The organism is Haloarcula sebkhae (assembly GCF_014647415.1).
Lineage (GTDB): Archaea > Halobacteriota > Halobacteria > Halobacteriales > Haloarculaceae > Haloarcula > Haloarcula sebkhae.
In genome coordinates, this window is sequence record NZ_BMPD01000006.1 from 93,776 (window position 1) to 114,346 (window position 20,571).

16 protein-coding genes are annotated in these 20,571 nt (G+C 57.4%); 7 read left to right on the plus strand and 9 right to left on the minus strand.

Annotated features, from left to right (window positions below; translation table 11 throughout):
* Window positions 1–119 precede the first annotated feature (119 nt).
* A complete protein-coding gene (locus IEY38_RS16620; RefSeq protein WP_188979622.1) occupies window positions 120–1,127 on the minus strand; it encodes an SIS domain-containing protein in 1,008 nt (335 codons plus the stop codon).
* A 245-nt stretch (window positions 1,128–1,372) separates the two neighbouring features.
* Here IEY38_RS16620 and IEY38_RS16625 point away from each other — a divergent pair, with 245 nt between their 5' ends.
* The 4 genes from IEY38_RS16625 to nagZ all read left to right on the plus strand — a co-directional run bounded on the left by IEY38_RS16625 (window position 1,373) and on the right by nagZ (window position 6,418).
* Entirely contained in the window at window positions 1,373–2,740 is a 1,368-nt protein-coding gene (locus IEY38_RS16625) for an extracellular solute-binding protein (protein ID WP_188979624.1), read from the plus strand.
* A gap of 251 nt (window positions 2,741–2,991) precedes the next feature.
* Window positions 2,992–3,852 (plus strand): carbohydrate ABC transporter permease, encoded by an 861-nt coding sequence (locus IEY38_RS16630; RefSeq protein WP_188853619.1) that lies wholly within the window; start codon window positions 2,992–2,994, stop codon window positions 3,850–3,852.
* 1 nt (window position 3,853) lies between these two features.
* Window positions 3,854–4,771 carry a carbohydrate ABC transporter permease gene (locus IEY38_RS16635; RefSeq protein ID WP_188979626.1) on the plus strand — a complete coding sequence of 306 codons (918 nt, stop codon included), beginning with the start codon at window positions 3,854–3,856 and terminating at the stop codon, window positions 4,769–4,771.
* Between the two features lie 75 nt (window positions 4,772–4,846).
* Window positions 4,847–6,418, plus strand: coding sequence for a beta-N-acetylhexosaminidase (gene nagZ, locus IEY38_RS16640; RefSeq protein WP_229775348.1), 1,572 nt, complete (start codon window positions 4,847–4,849; stop codon window positions 6,416–6,418).
* 39 nt (window positions 6,419–6,457) lie between these two features.
* On the opposite strand, the gene IEY38_RS16645 is transcribed toward nagZ, so the two are convergent.
* Both IEY38_RS16645 and IEY38_RS16650 read right to left on the minus strand, forming a co-directional pair.
* Window positions 6,458–7,162, minus strand: coding sequence for a PIG-L deacetylase family protein (locus IEY38_RS16645; RefSeq protein WP_188979628.1), 705 nt, complete (start codon window positions 7,160–7,162; stop codon window positions 6,458–6,460).
* A 44-nt stretch (window positions 7,163–7,206) separates the two neighbouring features.
* Entirely contained in the window at window positions 7,207–8,424 is a 1,218-nt protein-coding gene (locus IEY38_RS16650; RefSeq protein WP_188979630.1) for an aminotransferase class V-fold PLP-dependent enzyme, read from the minus strand.
* A gap of 131 nt (window positions 8,425–8,555) precedes the next feature.
* Between IEY38_RS16650 and IEY38_RS16655 the strand changes: the two genes are divergently transcribed.
* The gene (locus IEY38_RS16655; protein ID WP_188979631.1) at window positions 8,556–9,686 is read left to right on the plus strand and encodes an ABC transporter ATP-binding protein; all 1,131 of its coding nucleotides are present in this window, start codon (window positions 8,556–8,558) and stop codon (window positions 9,684–9,686) included.
* Window positions 9,687–10,773: 1,087 nt separating this feature from the next.
* Window positions 10,774–11,526, plus strand: coding sequence for an IclR family transcriptional regulator (locus tag IEY38_RS16660; protein WP_049944162.1), 753 nt, complete (start codon window positions 10,774–10,776; stop codon window positions 11,524–11,526).
* 248 nt (window positions 11,527–11,774) lie between these two features.
* Here IEY38_RS16660 and IEY38_RS16665 read toward each other — a convergent pair whose 3' ends face one another.
* The 5 genes from IEY38_RS16665 to IEY38_RS16685 all read right to left on the minus strand — a co-directional run bounded on the left by IEY38_RS16665 (window position 11,775) and on the right by IEY38_RS16685 (window position 19,510).
* Window positions 11,775–12,497, minus strand: coding sequence for an ABC transporter ATP-binding protein (locus tag IEY38_RS16665; protein ID WP_188979634.1), 723 nt, complete (start codon window positions 12,495–12,497; stop codon window positions 11,775–11,777).
* The gene (locus tag IEY38_RS16670) at window positions 12,494–13,258 is read right to left on the minus strand and encodes an ABC transporter ATP-binding protein (RefSeq protein WP_188979636.1); all 765 of its coding nucleotides are present in this window, start codon (window positions 13,256–13,258) and stop codon (window positions 12,494–12,496) included. The genes IEY38_RS16665 and IEY38_RS16670 overlap by 4 nt, the downstream gene beginning before the upstream one ends.
* Window positions 13,251–15,275, minus strand: coding sequence for an ABC transporter permease (locus tag IEY38_RS16675; protein WP_188979638.1), 2,025 nt, complete (start codon window positions 15,273–15,275; stop codon window positions 13,251–13,253). The genes IEY38_RS16670 and IEY38_RS16675 overlap by 8 nt, the downstream gene beginning before the upstream one ends.
* An 8-nt stretch (window positions 15,276–15,283) precedes the next feature.
* Window positions 15,284–16,531 (minus strand): ABC transporter substrate-binding protein, encoded by a 1,248-nt coding sequence (locus tag IEY38_RS16680; protein WP_188979640.1) that lies wholly within the window; start codon window positions 16,529–16,531, stop codon window positions 15,284–15,286.
* Window positions 16,532–16,660: 129 nt separating this feature from the next.
* The gene (locus IEY38_RS16685) at window positions 16,661–19,510 is read right to left on the minus strand and encodes a penicillin acylase family protein (protein WP_188979641.1); all 2,850 of its coding nucleotides are present in this window, start codon (window positions 19,508–19,510) and stop codon (window positions 16,661–16,663) included.
* 194 nt (window positions 19,511–19,704) lie between these two features.
* Between IEY38_RS16685 and IEY38_RS16690 the strand changes: the two genes are divergently transcribed.
* On the plus strand, window positions 19,705–20,175 hold the full coding sequence (locus tag IEY38_RS16690) for a VOC family protein (protein ID WP_188979642.1): 471 nt from the start codon (window positions 19,705–19,707) through the stop codon (window positions 20,173–20,175).
* 57 nt (window positions 20,176–20,232) lie between these two features.
* Here IEY38_RS16690 and IEY38_RS16695 read toward each other — a convergent pair whose 3' ends face one another.
* A complete protein-coding gene (locus tag IEY38_RS16695; protein ID WP_004966576.1) occupies window positions 20,233–20,559 on the minus strand; it encodes an EthD domain-containing protein in 327 nt (108 codons plus the stop codon).
* Between the last annotated feature and the right edge of the window lie 12 nt (window positions 20,560–20,571).

Below are 20,571 nucleotides of genomic sequence, written 5' to 3' on the forward strand. Positions count from 1 at the left end.
ATCCAGCTCCCGCCGAGATAAAATATCGGTTGTGCGGCTGTGTATCGTGACTTCCATCACTGTAGGCCTCTCATCGACAATCGGGATGCCTCATTCACCTGAATCGCTGATCCAGCCCGCTACCCCAGTGCACTCCACTCGATATGTTTCGAGAGCTCCGGTGGATCGTCCGGATTGTATCCCTTCTTGACAGCCGTCTTGTACGTGAGCGATTGCAGGATCTTTAACGGCACTATCGGGTGATCCGGCGAACGAGACGGCAGTTCGATTGAAATGTCTCCACCGTAGTCGTTCGTCGGCCGCCGCAGGACAATTGTGGTCACTCCGGCGTCGCATAGCTTTGAAACGACCTCGCTGGTCAGCGATGCCTCCGATTCTTGGGTAGCAATGACGAGTGCCGGCTCACCGGCAGCGTTTGCGATGGGTCCGTGGCTGATTTCCGGTGTCGGGAGTGCCGTCGTATGCAACAGTGCACCCTCGCCGAACTTCGTCGCCGCCTCGCCTGCAAGCCCATATTCGATCCCCTGTCCGAGAGTGTAGAGTGTCTTGGCCTCCGCGAGGACAGCGACGGCTGTCTGAAAGTCCTGTTCGACGACGTTCCGGCACATGCGTTGTAGTTCGCTCGGTGTGTACTCACTGTATTTGCTTTCGAGTAACGAGAACGTCAGCATCAACGCGGCATCGACGGTTTTGGTGGCGAGGACTGCTTTCTCGGTCCCCGCTGGCGTGACGAGGACCACGTCCGCTACTGACCCGAGCGACGAATCATCGGTGTTTGTGATGCCAATAACGAATGCACCCTTCTCCTTTGCTCGTCGAGCGGCTGTAACGGTTTCAGACGTCTCGCCGGACTGGGAGTAGGCGACGACAACAGTTTCCTCAGTAATCGGTGGACCGGCGAACAGGTATTCTGACGCGGCGTACGCCGTTGCATCGATGCCGCGCTGGAACGACGCATACTGACCGATCACACCGGTCCAGTATGAGGACCCACAGCCGATGAAGTGGACCCGGTCAGCGTGTGCAATACGCTTGCGTGGCTCGGAAAGGTCGCGCGTGCTCATTTTGAAGTCATTCAGTCGGTCGATACCGGAACGGATCTCGTCGTAGACTGCGTGTGTGGTCATGGTTTGATGTTCATGGGACAGCACTGTGGTCAGTTGTTTCAACGACAACGCCAGCAGAGGGTCCGGTCAGCCAGCAACCATCCGACTGATCGGAGTCTCTCTGCGATCACTTAGATTACCGATTGATGGCAGTGTCTTATAAAACCATACGATAGGTATTTGTGGTAGCTCATGGGATCGCACCGTTGCGAAGAATGTCCTAAACAATTAATTATATATACTACTTAGGTCGTTGGTGATAGCATATGTCAGACAATAGTTTGCGGAGCGGCCAGCGACGTCGCTTCATCAAAAGCGCCGGGGCGGCAACGGTCGCGCTGCTCGCGGGCTGTGGCGGCAATGAAAGTTCGGAAAGTACCGCCGGAGACGGCGAGGGTGGCGACTCCGGCGCGAGCACCGGGGAGCAATCGAACAATATAACCACCCTCACAGTCCGGCACTTCGTCAATGACCACATTGAGACGTTCTACGAGAAACACAATCCCATACTGAAGAAAGAACACGGGATCAAGGTGGATTTCGAGACGATGGGTTGGGGCGTCGCTCGGAAGAAGCAGAACAACAGTATCTCCACCCGGACCGGTCCGGACGTCGAAGAGATAGCGTCGACGTGGATGCCACAGCAGGTCAACTCCGACGGCTGGATGGACCTCGAAGAAGCCGGCGTCTCGATGCCGACAGACAAGATCTACGAATCGCCACTTCAGATAGGGAAATTCGACGGCGTCCGTGCTGGGTTCCCCTGGTTCTGGGGACCCCGCGGGCACATTTATTATAAGTCGCTGTTCGAGGAAGCCGGTATCGATGGTCCCCCGTCGACCTGGGACGAACTCGCGAATGATGCGTCGAAATACAACAAGCAGGCCGAAAAGTGGGAACAGGAAGGCTACAACACGAGGTACCTGTTCGGCATTCCTGGGGCGAACAACTGGGCAGTCGTCCAGTACTATATGATGCTCATCTGGCAAAACGGTGGGAGTGTGATTGACGGGTCCAAGCCGACATTCGACAGTGACGCGGCGGTGGAGGCGTTGAATTTCTACAAGGATCTGTCCACGACGCACAAGGCATCCCCACAGGCCTCAGTCGAGTGGAACGGCGTTGCACGGAACAACGCGTTCAGCAGCAAACGGATAGCTTCGACGTGGCAGGGGCTCAGGGTTGCAAACGATATTGACGCCGAACTCGGCGTCGGCAAGCCGCCGGCCGGTCCCCGGGGAGAGTCGTCGACCTTCTTCGGAGTGAACCTCATTGGCATCCATCCCTGGACGAAGAAGAAGAGCGAAGCCGCGACGTTTATCGAGTATCTGATGCAGCCAGCGGTCAACGCAGAACTCGCGAAGGGTTCTGGCTTCTTGCCGACGATCAAGAGTAGCTTCGAGCAAGACGCCTTCCAGGGTGAGTTGTATCAGTCCTTCAGTGAAGACGTTCTGAACAACACAAACGCCAAGACAGCGCCGCAAGTCGTGGGCTGGGGTGATGTCTCCGGTGCGATCAAGGGAGCCGTCACGAAGGTACTCACGAAGGCAGCAACTGACTCCTGGTCCGAAGGCGATACCCAGAAGGCACTCCAACAGGCTGCGATGCAGGCAGAGAACGCGCTTCAGGGATAAACTCCGAAAACAGGTCGTTTCAGTGTGGTTCTCCGCTTGTCCGGCCGAATAGCTACTAGCTTTGTGTCGGGACCGTGTCACTCTAGCGTCGTACAGAACGATTAAATACATTGCATAATAATCGATTGTGTATGCTCCTGTCCGCGTACCAGCGAGTCAAACGTCGACTCCCAGCGGTTCATATCCCGTACGTTAGCTCGTTACCTGCAAGCCAGCGCTTCGGACTCAAGCTCATTGCTCCGGCTCTGGCAATGATGCTTCTCGTCCACGGGATTCCGGTCATCCTCGGGTTCGTCATGAGTTTCTACGAGTTCCCGTCGCTCAGATACACCGACTGGTTCCGCCCAGAGACGTTCGTCGGGCTTGACCACTTCGCGAAGGTCTTCCAGAAGGACACTATCTATGGCGCACAGTTCTGGAACTCGCTCAAAGTCACCATTCTGTACACGGTTGGATCGGTGATAGGGACGTACGTTCTCGGACTTGTCACCGCACTCACCCTCGATAAGCAGTTCCGGGGCAAGCTCGTCGCGAGGACCGTGATCCTGATTCCGTATGTGACACCGGTTGTCGTCACGCTGCTCACCTGGCGGATGATGTTCCGGAGCGATACTGGAGTCATCAACGCGTTACTCCGTCAGGCCGGACTCATCGAGGGGTCCCTGTTCTGGCTGCTGGGCCCAAACTCGCTGTATGCGATAATCATCGCGAACGTCTGGCGGAACTTCCCGTATGCGGCGATCATGTTGTACGCCGGACTGCAGTCGGTTCCGGAGCAGTTGTACGAGGCTGCAGAGATAGATGGGGCCGGCCGATGGGGGAAACTGCGGTACGTGACGCTGCCTCAGTTGAAGCCCGTCTCTGCCGTCATTCTACTGCTATTGATCCTCTGGACCTTCATCAATTTCCCCGTCCCGTATATCTTGCTGGGAGGGTCACCGAGCGAATCGGGGAACGTTCTGATGTTGCTCATCTACTCCTTTGGCTTCAAACAGAGTGCATACGGGATCGGGTCTGCGCTCAGCGCGATGCTGTTCCTGTTCTCGATGACCATCGCATACGTCTATTACAAGCGCGTTGTGGCGTCTAGCTACGACGGAGGTGCTATCTGAGATGCTCAGTTCGCTCATGGCTGCTGTTGGGTCAGAAAGTACGATCGTCCCGGACGAAATGCGGCTAACCGCGGATGGCAAAGAGCTCATGTACCAACTGCTCTGGCGCTCCGTGCTCATCCTCGTTCTCATATTCGCGATATTCCCCGTCTGGATGATGTTCACGACATCGTTCAAAACCCGCGATGAAGTGCTGCAACTCGGGCTCGATATACTCCCAGCGGACCCCTATGTCCAGAACTACTTCCTGATGTTCCAGCGGTTCCCGCTTGTCGACTACTACGTTAACAGCCTGGTCATTTCGAGTGTGACCACCGTCCTCTCGCTGCTTATCGGTGGACTAGCTGCCTACTCGTTGTCGCGATACGAGTTCCCCGGCAAGGAGAAGTTCGAGATGGGGGCACTCGCAACGCAGATGATCCCCGGCGTACTCATCCTCATCCCGATGTTTCTGTTGTTCATTGTCATGGACCAGTCCGCGAACATTCCGATGAAGGACACGTACCATGGGATGATCTTCCTCTATACGACGTTTACCGTCCCGTTCACTATCTGGATGCTTCGTGGGTATTTCGATACGATTCCGACAGCACTGGAGGAAGCCGCGCGAATCGACGGCTGTACGCGGACACAGGCCCTGTTCCGCGTCGTGATGCCGCTTGCAGCACCGGGCCTGGCCGCGACTGGGATGTTCGTATTCCTGCTCGCGTTCAACGAGGTGCTGTTCGCGTCAGTCCTGGCGACTGACAACGTGACGCCGTTCTCCATCGGAATTCAGAACTTCCAGCAACAGGACCAGACGATGTGGGGACAGATGATGGCTGCCTCGACCCTCGCCGCTGTGCCACTGCTCGCAATCTTCGTCGTGTTCCAACGACAGATCGTTTCCGGACTAACTTCCGGGAGTGTCAAGCAGTAATCTTCGGGCACAGTTTTGTAGCTGTTTGTGATCGCAAACGTAGTTTTATATCCCCAGCACGTCGGGTGTTGTTATATGCAGACGCAGACAGTAGCGAGTATGCCATTGGAACAGAAAGTCGGCCAGTTATTCATGGCTGGATTCGATGGCTCCGAACCGACTGATGGGATACGGGAACTGATTCGTGAGTACAACCTCGGAAACATCATTTACTTCGCCAGAAATATCGCATCTCCATCGCAGGTGACAGCGCTCTCAGCGGAGTTGCAGTCAGAAGCCAGGGCGGTCGGCGCTGGCCTCCCACTGTTCGTCGCCACCGATCAAGAAGGGGGTGTCGTCTCACGCCTCGACTGGGGCACACAGCTACCGGGTCAGATGCTCATCGGGGCCTGTGATGACGACGCGATGGCTCGAAAAGCAGGTGCGACCGTCGGACGAGAACTACAGAGCCTCGGGATCAATCTGAACCTCGCACCGGTCCTCGATGTCAATAACAATCCAGAGAACCCCGTAATCGGTGTCAGGTCCTTCGGGGAAGACCCCGAGCGTGTGGGCGCACTGGGCGCAGCCATGGCAGAGGGCCTCCAGTCCGTAGATGTCGCTGCCTGTGGGAAGCATTTCCCAGGGCATGGCGACACGGCAGTCGACTCACATCTCGATCTGCCGGTGGTTGCCCACGAGCAGCCCCGACTGGAGCGCGTTGAGTTCCCTCCATTCGAAGCTGCGATACAGGGGGGTATCGACGCGATTATGACCACGCACGTCGCTTTTCCGGCAATAACAGGTGATGCGGAACTGCCAGCGACGATATCGTCAGCAGTCCAGACAGCACTACTTCGAGAGCAATTCGGGTTTGATGGATTACTCGTCACGGACTGTCTCGAGATGGATGCGATTGCTGACGGCGTCGGCACCACCGAAGGGGCCGTCCGCGCAATCGAAGCCGGATGTGATATTGTCACCGTTTCGCACACTGTCGAGCGTCAGCGCGCAGCAATTGAAGCCGTGCTTACCGCCGTCCGAACGGGACGGCTTACCGAGGAGCGAATCGACCGGTCGTTGCATCGTATCCAGCGGTATAAACAGCAACGAGTGGGTACATCCGAAACTGCCGAAGTGTCGGAGTGGCGTCGCTGTGCGACCGCGTCGAAACAGCTCGCAACTGAGATTGCAAACTGCGGGATAACACTCGTCAGGGACGAGAGCGAGACACTCCCGTTCGATACGTCACGTCACCTGCACGTGGTCAGCTTTACCGGGACGCGGGGGTCGCCCGCCGAGGACGACCGATACAACCCAGAAGTGGTCGCTGCTGCGCTCAGAGAGGTCGGATTTGAAATTACGACACATACCATGGCTGGCGGTGAGACTGTCGATATAACGCCAGCAGACGAGCAGATTGTGGCCGTCAGTTACGATGCTCTGTCGAACGAGGCACAGGCAGAGACACTCCAGACACTCGTTGCGGACCACGACCAGCTGGCTGTCCTTGCTGTGCGGAACCCGTACGACCTCGCTGTCTGTCCGGACGCGGCGACGTTTTTGACGACGTACGACTACTCGCCAGGTGCGATTCAGGCAGCGGCGAAAACACTGGCGGGGACAGTCGAACCAACTGGAACGCTCCCGGTCACGATTCCCAAGTGAGGTATCTTCAAAGACGGTGCTGCTGAAGTGCCCGAGAGGCTATCCGAGGAATTCCTGTGCAGATTCGTGGAGCGGGACGAACCCCTCCGCACTCCGGGCACCAGCCTGTTTCCCGAACACGAGATTCTCGGCGCGAAGTCCGTCGATGAGATTGTCGAACTCGGCATCGATGCCCCCGTGCTCGACGAGGAACTCCACCTGTGACTCGTGTTTCTTGATTGCTGTGACCTTTTGTTCCAGATACCCATCGATATCGATGAACATGGAGGGGGTAAACTCCGAAGTCGGCTTGCCGAAGTAGTAGATGTTGTCCGGATCGCAGGGTTCGAAATCCGTCTCAACGAGGGGGAGCGACGCCATGTAGTAGGCGTCCGTAACTAACCGTGAGGTCGCCCGGTGGTCTGGATGCAGATCGTCTTTGTAATGCGTGAGGATTATGTCCGGGTCGTACTCCCGGATTACATCAACCATCTCGACACGGTTCTCTAGGGAGTAAGTGATCCGCCCGTCTTTGAACTCGAGAAAAGCGACTTCTGACGCGCCTAATACCGCTCCCGAGTCGCGGGCCTCCTGTTCACGCACTCGCCCGACCGCTTCCTGTGAGTCCGTTCGCAGCCCGCCGTATTCTCCCCGAGTCATGTGGACGATACTGACCTCGTCACCACGTTCAGCGTGCTTTGCTATCGTACCGCCACAGAAGACATCTGCGTCGTCTGGGTGGGCAACTACTACGAGGATATCCATACTATGCTATGGTATTGTAAGTTATTATTTATATTTTTTCTTCGTCACAGATGTGTGAGCAGGCGGTCGACGACGTACGTAGCACCGTCTTCGTCAAGGCACATTGGATTGAGAACAATCTCTCCAACGTCGATACGATCCTCACCGACATACACGCGGGGGTCCTCCCGCTGAAGCTCTGAGACCAGCGTCGCTGCCGAGGGGGTGGATTGGGAGCTAGAGATATCGACAATAACGTGAGGTGCCACACTTTGCTCACCGCCAGCGACAACTGTGGTCGCCACGCCCGCTGACTCGAGCTGGCTCGCCATGCTCTGGGCGAGATTCTCCCACTCGGCAACAAGCGCTTCCTGATCCTCCTCGATGAATAGTTCCAGCGCGCGAATGAGGCCGACAAGTTCCTCCTTACCAACCTTGAGCGACCGGCCGATACCCTGTCTGGGGACTCCATCGAATCGTTCCGTGTCGATAAGCGAACTGGGTGGGTTCCAGACCCGGCGATCGACGTGCATATCTTGATGTTGGACGGCGATTGAACGGATATACCGACGTTTGCCGGCGATGAGACCCGTCGTCTGTGGGCCACGGATTCCTTTGCCACCGCTGAACACCACTATGTCCGCTCCCTGCTCGACGAAACGAGAGAGGTTTTCAATGGGCGGAACTTCGGCGGCAGCGTCGACAATCACGGGCACATCGTGTCGGTGTGCAATTTCCGAGACAGTAGAGAGTTCGGGCTGCGTGTATGTTTTCTGGACGTACGCAACCCCAGCAGTGTTTTCGTCGATGGCGCTTTCGATTTCCCAAGGTTCAACGTTTGTTGCACCGGTTCCGAGGTGGTAATCGTTTGTTCCGACATCGACGATGTTTGCGCCAGCCGCCCGCAATGCGTGGTCGTACCCCGTTCGGTGAGTCCGGGGCATCACAATGTCGGTTGGTGCGTCTGTCGGATGGGGCAACTCCGACATAGTCTTCGGGTCGTCCCCCGCGATCGCGGCAGCTGCGGCCAACAACAGACCGGCTTCAGCACCTGGCGAAACGTATCCGGCTTCCGCCCCAGCGATTTCAGCGATCTGTTCGGACGCCTTCGCTTCTAGATCACTCAACTGAACGAATTCGTCGGCAGCAGCGCGCATGGCGTCTGCGGCTTCCTCTCGAATAAGGCTGCCACCGATCCGCGTTTTCGTTCCCGCTGCATTGATGACCGGCGTGACACCCAACTGACGATACACCGACTCTGACTCTGTTGTGAATGGAACCATAGTTGTGCTCTTTTCACTACCGCTAGTCCCGTATACGAACTCAAATCCGCTCCAGGTATATGAAAGGTTCCCATCTATAATCGAAGAACACAAACTATTATATATCTCTGTGAAGCAATAACGGGTATTGCATGGCACAGTTAGCGCTCGATAACCTTGTCAAGACGTTCTCCGACGGGAGCGACGAGGTTGTCGCTGTCGATACGGTGGACATGTCGCTGAACGACGGCGAGTTTCTAGTACTGGTCGGCCCATCCGGCTGTGGAAAATCGACAACCTTGCGGATGATTGCCGGGCTTGAGACGGTGACTGAGGGCGATATTTTGATCGGAGACGAGTCCGTTATCGGTACCGAGCCCCGTGACCGCGATATCGCGATGGTGTTTCAGAATTACGCGCTCTATCCACATATGACCGCAAAGGAGAATATGTCGTTCGGCTTGAAGATGACGACAGATCTGGAGACGGAGACAATTGAGCAGCGTGTAACCGAGACAGCCGAGATGATGGGCATCGAGGACCTCCTTGATGATCCGCCAAAGGAGCTATCTGGCGGCCAGCAACAGCGAGTGGCGCTCGGGAGAGCAATCGTTCGGGACCCGGCAGTGTTCTTGATGGACGAACCGCTAAGCAATCTGGATGCCAAACTCCGGACAAAAATGCGGACCGAACTAAAGAGCCTCCAGAACGAACTTGACGTGACAACGATTTACGTTACCCACGACCAGACGGAGGCAATGACGATGGGAGACCGTATCGCTATTCTGGACGACGGCGTGTTACAGCAGGTTGGAACGCCGCTTGAGTGTTATCACCGTCCAGCCAATCGGTTTGTCGCCGGATTCATCGGGTCGCCCTCGATGAACTTCATACCTGCCGCTGTCGAGGACGGATCGCTAGTGCATCAGGAGTTTACCTACGCGCTGTCCGCTGAAACCGCCGCTCAACTCGACGGGTACGAGGAGGTCATCCTCGGTGTCCGGCCCGAAGATATTCAGCTCAGCACCGCGACAGGCCCGGAGCAGACAGTTACGGCGACCGTCGATGTCGTCGAACCACTTGGAGACCTGTTTCATGTGTACGTGACCATCGACGGGCAGCAGTACACGGTCACCGTCGAGGATGGGTCGAGCCTCGGGAACGGCGTCACGGTCGGATTGCGGTTCCCAGAGGATGCCATCCATCTCTTTGATGCGGACTCCGGTACGGCGATCAAAAACAACGAAACGGAAATCGACGAAGAGAGTCCGGTCGCAGCCTGATTTTTTCTGATTCCGCCCCACTCGATAGTACGTGTATGGAGAATAACCGAGAAGGGTGCCCAGTGGTAGTAACGGCCGGGAAGGAAACTGGGGGGAAGCGGCTCGGAACCGACCCATTGTAACAGTGCTCTGAGAGCAGGACTGGCTGATGCTATGATATGATACCTGCTTGCCCAGTATTCAATATTCCCTCTCTGCGAGGGAGTTCGGGAATTCGTGTCGTAATATGAAATTTAGTCACGCAACCACCAAGAGTAGCTAACAAGGCGGAGCGGCTTGCTAGGTGAACCATTATCGTTGTGAGGCATCATGACCGCAACAGCGCCCTGTTTCGTAATACGACATCTCTGGGACCGTCAGATAACAGGCGTACAGATATTATCGGGGTGGTCGGCTGATCTACACTATCCACTAGACGGCCGAGAGTAGCGGAGAGACAGATGCAACCCTGACTGAGATTCAACACCTGTGAACAATCCTCACTGTCAGTTGGATGGTTACACTGCAGATCTAGAGCCCGCATACCTCAGCGGGAGGCTCACGGAATAACATGCGTACGGCTGTTATTCGATTCGGAATCAGTCTGAGAGTGTCCGGTTGTAAGTGATAGTATCGACGTTGGAGTGAAGACCAGTATCGAGGCACTACAAGAAGTGGTTTGCGAGGAGAGTGCTGAGTACGAACAGGGCAAGTCGAAACGGACTAGGAGACCGTGACGGGACTGGTCCTGGTAAGATTGCTATCCGTGTCACGTTTTTACTTGCATTTCGTATGCTGGGACCTAGTTCAATCAGATTGAACAGGGTAGTGATCGAGAAAGTGTCAGAGTCCGAGATCTGCATTGGCCGGAACCAGAACACCGGTATGATGCCGCCTTATTCCGTTTTTGAGTGGCATACCGTGGTCAATGGGGACGCAAACGGAACAGACGGAATTTCGCAGGGTTACTGGATTGCCGAGTTTTGGGTAGGTATATCATGGTGCAGTCGCCGCCACGCCACTGAGAATACACCAGCGATCACAGCCCCCGGACATAGAGTTCAATCTTGTTGAATAATTTTATAAACAGGTAGCCAAATATACGCGTATGACAGGACAAGGCCCAATAGAGTCCGCCGGAAGGGTGCTGGATATTATTGAAGCACTGAAAACGGAACAGGCACTCGGCGTCACTGAGCTGGCAGAGCGGGTGGAGATGCCCAAGAGTACAGTCCACGTTCATCTCTCAACACTTCAGAGCCGAGGCTACGTCGTCCAAGACCAGAACAAGGCGTATCGGCTGAGCTTACGGTTTCTGGATATTGGGATGAAAGTCCGCGAGCGACAGGAAATGTACCAGGAGGTCGCCCCGAAACTGAACGAGATAGCCGACGAAACTGATGAAAAAGCGTGGTGGATCGTCGAAGAGAACGGAAAAGCGGTCTTTCTGGCCAAAGCGCTCGGCAGTCGGGCGATTCAGACAAATTCACAGATCGGCCAGTACACCGAGCTGTACAGGCTCGCTGGTGGCATGGCAATCCTCTCAGTGTTGCCGAAACACCGGCGGGAGACAATCCTCGGAAGCTACGACTACCCTCTCCCCGACGGTCGGGATCGGCAGGAACTCGAAGCAGAACTCGACGAGATTCAGGACCGCGGCGTCGCCTACGGCATTGACCAGTTCCTCGAAGGCGTAGCCGGCGTCGGTGCCCCGCTAGTAGACAACGCCGGCAACACGTACGGTGCCATCAGTGTCTCGGGACCAGCGAACCGGTTAGACTCGGATCGCATCGAGAACGAACTGACCGACCTCATCCGTGGAATCTCCGGCGAGCTACAGGTGAATCTCTCGTATCAGTAGTTCTACTGACTTGAACACCGTTGATCTGGGCAAAGACACCTGTGAGACCACTCGATTCCCTCCGAATAACGCTGTGACACGATGGGAGCCGATTCAATAGAATAGAACGTGCCATGTGGTGTGTTCACATCTAGACTGTCGATACCGCTCGATGCATAGAGCTCGAATTATGGTCGGTAAACCCCGTCTCGAACGGGGCCCGACACTATACGACCCGGTGACCGGGGTCCAGATCGTTGTCGCCATAGTCAGTCAGTGACACCGACGCCGAGGTGTCTGTCGAGTACTTCCTCGTTGTTCTGGATCTCCGCCGCAGTCCCCTGGTGGACGATCTCACCTTTTTCCAGGATATACGTGTACTCTGAGACCGCCAGTGCTACTGGAATGTTCTGCTCAACGACCAGCACTGTGATCCCCTGCTCGTTCAGTTCGAGGATTAGGTCCTCGATCTGCCGGACCACGTATGGTGCGAGCCCTTCGGTCGGTTCGTCAAGCAACAGCAGATCCGGGTCGGCAGTCAGTGCACGGCCGACCGCGAGCATCTGCTGTTCGCCACCCGAAAGGACTGACCCGTCCTTGTGTTCGCGCTCTGCGAGGTTCTCGAACATATCCAGCACGTCGTCGACTGATGGCCCGTCAGGTGACTCAGCGCTGATCTCACCCATTCTAATGTTCTCTCGAACGGTCAGCTCGGGGAAGATCCGACGCTCTTCGGGAACGAACCCGATGCCGCGTCGGATCGTCGCTTCGGAATTGAGTGTCGTGATGTCCTCACCGTTGAACGTTATTGTCCCTCCAGTCGGGGTAATGTTGCCGACAATTGAGCGGAGCGTGGTTGTCTTGCCGACGCCGTTTCGCCCGACCAGCGACACAACGCTTCCACGTTCGACATCCATCGAGACGCCCTGTAGCACTTCGGTCATCCCGTACCCGGCCCGGACACCTTCGAGGGAGAGTAGTGGGTCGGTCATTCTCTGACACCACCGAGGTACGCATCGCGGACGTCTTCGTTATTTGCGATCTCTTCGGGTGTCCCGCTTGCGAGTTCTTCGCCGCGAGTAAGGACGGTGATCCGGTCCGAGACACGCATCACGAGGTCGATATCGTGTTCGATAAGCATCAGCGACCGATCTGAGAGGACCTCATCGATAAGGTTCATCGTGGCCTGTGTTTCCTCGCTACTCATTCCGGCGGTCGGTTCGTCAAGCATGACGAGGTCCGGGTCTGTCGCCAGCACGAGACCCAGTTCGAGTCGGCGCTGGTCGCCGTACGCCAGGGCCTCCGCGTGCTCGTCGGCCCTGTCTTGGAGGCCGATCTGTTCCAGCACCGTCCGGGTTTGCTCCGCGATCTCCTCGAAGCCGTTCTTGTCGCGAAACAGCGCTTCGCCGGGGTTGATTTCGTCACTGTAGACCGACTGTGCTGCCAGACGCACGTTTTCTCGAACGGTGAGGCCGCCGAAAACATTGGTAATCTGGAACGACCGTCCCAGTCCGCGGCCAACCCGTTCGTGTGGCGCGACGTTAGTAATATCCTCACCCTTGAACCGCACGACGCCTTCTGACGGCGATAGTGCGCCAGTGATGAGATTAAACGTCGTTGTCTTCCCGGCCCCGTTTGGCCCGATAACGCTCCTGAACTCACCATCCGAAACCGACAGCGACACGTCGTCAACAGCGGTGAGTTTGCCGAACCGCTTCGTCAGTCCGTCCGTTTCGAGTACAGTCTCAGTCATCGCTTCTCACTTCCGGCTCATCCATATCTACGGCACCATCCGCGTTGTTGGCCGTCTCCAGTCGCTGTGCGACGAGGGACGGAATCGATACGATACCGCGTGGGACGAACAGCACGAACAGAATAAACATCGTCCCGATGATAAGCCGCCACTGGTCGGTGTACGACGAGAGGAATTCCTCGGCCCCGAAGAAGACGCCGGAGCCGATCATGGGACCGTACAGTGTTCCCATCCCACCGAACAGCGCAATGACGATGACCTCCCCTGAGTGGATCCAGTTGAGTGTCTGGTCCGGCGAAATGATGACAGTCGACGGACTGACTGCGAGGAGGCCGCCGGCCAGTCCAGCCATGCCGCCGCTGATGACGAACGCTCGGCGCTTGTACCTGTTGACGTCGTACCCGATGAACTCCGCTCGCTCTTCGCTTTCCCGGATCGACTGCAGGACGCTGCCGAAGGGCGCGTTCATCATGCGCCGAGCGAACAGGAACGACAGCACGGCAATGAGTAGGGCGAGATAGTAGAACACGAACTGCTGTCCGAGTTCGTAGCCGAGGAGCCCGAACTCAATATTGGAGAGCGATTCCCCGACAGTACCGAGTCCGAGGAACGCCTCGAAGCCGAGCAGGCCGTCGCTCCCGCCGGTAAAGTCGAACTTGAACACAGCACTGTAGAGCAGCTCCGCGAACGCCAGCGTGATCATGGCGAAGTACACGCCGGAGACCCGAATCGAGAGGCTGCCGACGACCCAGGCCAAGACAGCACAGATGAGAATCGCCCCGAGTAACACGACAAAAACCGACTGCGAATAGTGTAACATGACGAGCGCGGCGGTGTATGCACCGACGCCGTAGAACATCGTGTGGCCGAGCGGGACCAGTCCGGCATAGCCCATCACGATATCCAGACTCAGTGCGAAGATAGCCCAGATGAGTATCTCGTTGAGGACGACGAGGTAGTACTGATCTCCCATGAACAGGATCGCGATCGGGGCAAGCGCGAGCGCGACAACGGCAATACCACCGAGTCGTACCCGTGTGCTGTCTGCCAGTACCCCGCCGTACCCGCCGACGAGAATCTCGCCTTCGCCGTCCGACTCTTCACCCCGCGTTCCGAACAGACCTTGCGGTTTCACGAGCAACACCGCAATCATAAGCAGGTACACGGTCAGCCCTTCCAGATTGGGGACAGTCAGCGTCGTGTCACCGAACGTGGCCAGAACGCTCCCACTGTAGGCCCGCATCAGCGTCTGGACGACACCGACGAGTAACCCACCGAAGACGGCCCCTCTGAAGCTACCGAGGCCTCCGAGGACGACGACAACGAATGCTGGAATGATGACGCTGTTCCCCATGCCAGTGTTCACGTTCTGGTAGCCGCCGAGGACAATCCCGGCGACGGCAGCGAGCGCCGCACCGACACCGAAGACCAGCGTGTAGTACTGGTCGATGTCAATACCGACGTTGCGGACCATCTCACGGTCCTGTGACCCGGCACGGATGATCATCCCGTACTTCGTCCGGTTCAGCAGGTACCACGTCACTACCGCGAGCAACGCGGCGAAGACGATCATGAAATAATTGTACACGGACACCTGCACGCCCAGTATGGACACGGGCCGGCTTAGATACTCCGGGACGGCTAGCTGTCGTTGCTGTGTCCCCCAGATAAGACGGATCACGTCGTTGATCACGAGCACGAGCCCGAACGTCAGGAGAATGTGATACAGCGGGTCTCGACCGTACAACGGCCGGACGGTCGTTCGTTCGATAGCGGCACCGATGAGACCGACGACGACCGGTGCAACCACTATCGCGATCCAGAACCCAGTCCCCGCGCCGAACGGCGCAATGATGCTCAGCGAGAAATACGCGCCGAGTGCGAACAGTTCGCCATGGGAGAAGTTGATCACGTCCATCACGCCGAAGATGACCGACAGTCCGGCGGCTAACAGGACGTAAACCATCCCCAGGGTGAGGCCATTCAGCAGTTGTTCGATGAAGTCGGCAGCAACCATCGTACTACCTACATCTCACAGCCGAGGTCACTGGCCGGGGGCAGCGTCTCCGAACCCGGGACCTGCTCAAGGAGTTCGACATCCGCTGAATCACTACCGCCTTCAACGAGTTCAGCTATCCACGTCGGATTCGTGGCCTGATGGTCGCTCTCCCGAAGCGTGATGTCCCCCAGTACTGTCGTGAACGTCCCACCTTCGAGTGCGTCCCGGACATCCCCTGGTTCGGTACTCCCGGCTTCGTTCATTCCCTTGGCCATCAGTCGGATCGAGTCGTAGCCGACGCGGGCGAAGTTGCCGGGCTCTCTGTCGTTCTCGCTGGCGTAGGCCTCGACGAATGCCTGATTGTCCCCGGTTTCGAGCGAGGGATCGTACCGAGCGCCACCGAAGGTGCCGACGCTGTTCGATCCGGTCCCGGCACGGACGCTCTGGAACGTCTGGGTCGGGCCGACAACAGCCATCTGATTGGTAAGACCCTGGTCTGCAGCCTGGTTAGTGAAGTTCACCAGATCACCACCGGTCATCCCCAGCATGACCACGTCAGCCTCGGAATTGCTGATCTGCGTAATGAACGAGCCGTAGTTGCTTGCACCCAACTCCGACGTTGATGTCCCAACCTCGGTGTAGTCGTCGCTAGCGTTCTCCATGCGCCTGCTTGTTCGGTTGTATACCGAGTCGCCGTACGCGTAGTCCGCGTAATGGAACCAGACGTTGTTCCCCAGATTGTTGACTGAATACGCCGATATCGCCTCGGCAATCTGTGCTGTATTCGTCTCAAAGCGGAACACCCATTCGTTGCAGGCAGACCCGGTGATCGGAACCGCCGCACCGCCGGGGAAGTAGATGTGCTCAGATTGAGCGGCAAAATCGTTCAACCCGAGCGCGACGGAACTGGAAATCGCACCGAACACGAACTCGGCCCCCTCCTCCTGAACGACACGCTGTGCCTCAGACTGTGCGGCCCCAGCTTCGGTTTCTGTGTCACCTGTCACCAGCTCGAACTCGAAGTCGTAGTCGTCGTTGTTGTTTATTTCCGCTACAGCGAGCTCAGCCCCAGTCCGCTGACCCGGCCCAAGAGAACTATACGGGCCAGTCATTGGATTCAGGCTCGCAACAGTCACTGCCTCCTCTCCTCCTGTGGACCCGCCCTGACAGCCGGCGAGGCCAAGCACGCCGACCGCGCCAGCGGCGGCGATGAACTGTCTCCGTGAACGGTCGATTCCCACACTACTGTCTGGTGAGGTACCTTCGCTCGACATAGGTTCATTATCTATTGTTAAGCAAATCATATTAAAGCCTTGCCCCTGTCGGCACGTATCGCGCTGTTCGAGGGGGACAATAGCTGTATTACCGCCTCTCGTGGCTCCTGGTTCCCACCGTAGTGGTGGCTAGCTGGTGGTGTCGTTCTGTCTGTACAGCCACGCCAGCGCAGTCCCGAGTACGGCGGTCATCCCAGTGAGTGTCGTGAAACCGGGGCCACTGGCGGCAGTCCCAGTATTTGTCTCCGTCGCTGTGGCCGTGTCCTCTGTCTCGGCAGGAGTTGTCGCTCCGCCAACAACAGTGCTTTCGTCTGTCTCAGTGGCCACACTCGTCGGCGTGTCATCGGTGCCACCGACAGCCGGGCTTGCTGGCATCGTCAACTCACGGGTTTCAATCGTTGCAGACTCAATCGCGGCGTCAGCGAACAACAGCTGTTTGTACTCGAAGTTCTCGAACATCGCCAGCTGGTCGTCGTAATGTTCGCCGGTAGTGTCATCTGGGGCGACGTAGCCGTCGTTTCCGGGCGGAAGGATGTTCTCTGCCCTCGGGTCGTCGCTGAGCCGGACGACGTGATTCTCAGTCCCGCGGTTCAGCAGCGCCGTGTTCCCCGCGGACGTGACGCCGATAGGCATCCCGAACAGCGCGAGGTTATCAAACTCGTGTAGTGCTGCCTCCCGCCGCCAGGTCTCCGGCGAACCGTCGTATTGCTCGGCGAGTTCGCTCACAGCGGTTTGGAACGCACTGACTAGCGCGTCCGTGATATCTCCGTCGGCGTACTCGGCCTGCGTTGACAATGCTGTCTCTGCCGGGTTGAGGACCCGCATCAGGGTGCCGCGACCGTAGTCGTAGCCAAGGAAGTACGATGCCGGCCCGTATGCGCTCCCGAACGTCTCGCTGAAAACCTCCTCCAGAATGTATGGGAACGTCGCGTCCCAGATCGTGTACCCGGCGGAGTGGCGTCCCTCGTTGTCTTCGCCGTCGGCCTGTGCGAAGTGGTCCCACGAGGCCAGTTCGTCGCGTGCTTGCTGTTCGGTATCGGAGAGATCTGCGTCCGCAAGCGCGTCAAGCAGATGGTCTTTGTACCGAATCGAACGCAAGTCAGTAAAAGAGATGTCGTAGATAACAGTCTTCAGGAACTCGTAATCGACTGTCCCTTCCTGTGCTAACCGCTGTTCGACCAGATTGATGATCCGTTGCACGCGGTGGTCGGTCGACCACGAATAGCTCAGATCACCGTTGTTCCAGTCCGGTGCGGGTTTGTTGTTCCACTGTGCCGAGTACCCCGGGTCGGGATTGATCGCGTAGGGGACGTCACCGTCAGCCGCACGTAGGTAGTCCGCCGACGTGAGTTCGTATTGTGTTCCATCGGCCGGCAGCCGAGTGTCCCATTCGACTGCTTCGCTATCCGGGTACCGACCCAGATGAACGTACGCGATGTCACCATCCTTGTCGGCCCACATGAAGTTCAGCGCATAGTCACAGCGTTTTGCTGACTCCCGGAACTCTTCGGCGTCCGTCGCGAATTGACACTCGTAGAAGGCCCGCCAGCAGTTCATATGCCGGCCGGCGTATGACTTCGTCTGCGCCAGTGCTTCCCCGTTGTCGGGGTCCCACTGGGTCACAACGCCGTGGCGTGTGAACCGTTCAGTGTACGTCACGTCCTCACCATCGGCGACAGTGATTGTCTGCTCGTTCGTCTCGACCTCGTACTCCTCGCTCTGGAAGGTGTACGTGTCCGGTCCCGACGAATTGGTCGTGATCGACTCCGTGAACATCTGGATGCAGTTGTCGATTCCGGCAGTTGAGGTCATCGCCCCGTTGCGATTGTGTCCGAACATGATGAACGGATACCCGGTGACGGTGACGCCAGCGACATCGAAATCCGGCCCATGGAGGCTCGCCTCGTACATTATCGAGGGCGTATTGAACCCCATCTGTGGCCCGCCCATTAGTAGCGCATCGCCACTGGCCGTGATATCCCCCTGAACAGCAAGAGCGTTGCTGCCGTACTTGATCGGGAGGCCAAGACTGTCGAGTCCGGACGCAAGCGTTCGCATCCGCTCTATTTCGCCTTCGTGCATCCCTTCGGCGTCAGTTGGCGGTGTATACTCCCCGCCAGTAACTAAGTTGCTCGGCGTCACAGACGGGCCGCTTGCCCCACGGGTCACCCTGCTCGTCTCCTGTCCCCCGGAGACGTTGGGTGTCGACCCTGCGCCTACGTCAGTATAGGGAGGGGAGTAGGCATCCGACGGCTGGACCGTCGAGGTCGGGCAGCCGGGATCGTTGCCCCACTGCAAGTCCTCGAATAGCTCCATCGCCCGCTGTTGGCTACCGGTTTCCTGCCCGAGTGCGTCGAGAACAGTCGCACCGAGCGTCTCAAGCTGGAAGCCGCTGAAATACGCCATACTGGCGACGAACATGCCGGCGGCGTCCGTCGTGGTGAACTCCTCGGGCTCGAACCCGTGCTCCTGAAACGCCTGATGGAATTCCAGTTCCTCGCTGTCACGGACTTCAGCAATGTACCGGTTGATACCGTCGGTAAACGCCTGCAGGACCGCTCGCTGGTCCGCCGTCAACTGTTCAGCGGCCTGCTCGTCGAGTGACGGCTCGCCGGCGGTGTTGCGTCGCGCCTCGATATCGAACTGGACCCAGTCGGTGTCTCCGTCGCCAGAACCGAGAACCGCCGCGACAGTCCCGTGATAGTATCGCCGGTACAGTTCTAGCTGGTAGAGCCGGTCGACCGCAGTCGCGTATCCGAACCCATAGAACACCGGAGCACGGCTGTCAGCGTCGCGGGCGTAGATGTGTGGCACGCCGTAGTCGTCTCGTCGTATCGTGACCGTCGCGTCATCTTCCTGTGCGTACGCTAACTCCGTCTCCACGGCTCCGATACCGGTCATGCCGGTAACCGCTGCGCCAGTCTTCAGAAGCGATCGTCGCGAGAGGTGCTGCCATGACTGCTGGTGCTGTGCTGGCATCCCGTAGTCGACAGTCTGGATATTTAATAAATATTTGGGAACATTTCAGAGGGAGTCGAGTGTGTCTGTGCACATTCGTTAGTAGTCGGGTAGCGCGGGAACGTGTGCGATGACAGGAAAGTTAGCGTCCCATTGAGATCAATACATACTGTCCGACCCAAGCATATAATTGAGAGGCTGACACAGTCCTCGTCATGTCTCAGGAGACGCCGATCCGTGTCGATCACATCGGAATCGCTGTCGAGGATATCGACAACGCTGAACCATTTCTGTTTGCACTCGGTTGTCGGAAACTCATCGAAGAATCCGTCGAGGGGCGGTTTCGCTGGGCGCAGTACGATTTCGATCGGGACGCGTCACGGCTGGAACTCATCGCACCGGAGGCACCGGACACGTTCCTCACGTCGTATCTCGAGGATCACGGTCCAGGTCTACATCACGTCACGCTCGAAGTGGCTGCTATCGATGCGGTCAAAACAGTACTAGAGCGCAACGGGTACAGCGTCGTCGAGTACCGCGAGTATCAGGACTGGACTGAGGCGTTTGTGCCACCATCAAATCCGACCGGAGCGCTCTTTCAGTTGTTCGAGTATCACGACAGCTACGACGCTGATCGGCCGCCTGCCGGGAAGCTCTACGTCGATGGCAACCGGCTTGACGGCTGAGATCTGGCGCAGTTCGCTCTCGGAAAACGCGTCGGTCGGGAGACAGGCGGATCGCTATCAGTCGTCTCTTTCGTCGAGCTGGACCGTTTCCTCGACGATAAGCCGGGGGCCGGCCTCCAGATCGATAAACTCAGCCGCGTCGGCCTGAACTGTCTCGGCAAGGTCTGAGTCAAACGCGTCGCTGAGTGCGTCCATGTCCTCGAAATACAGCTCAAGCACGCCGTCGTACGCTGCACGCTCCGGGTCTGTCGGTACAGACGTCACGTAGCGTTGCAGTCCCGGCAGATCCTTCGCCAGTTCCGAGTGGTCGCCTTGCCATCGGTCGGCGAACTCCTCGTGAGTGTAGCCATCTCTCCGGACGAGCAAGTCGACGATTTTTGTCATGCGTTCCCGGTA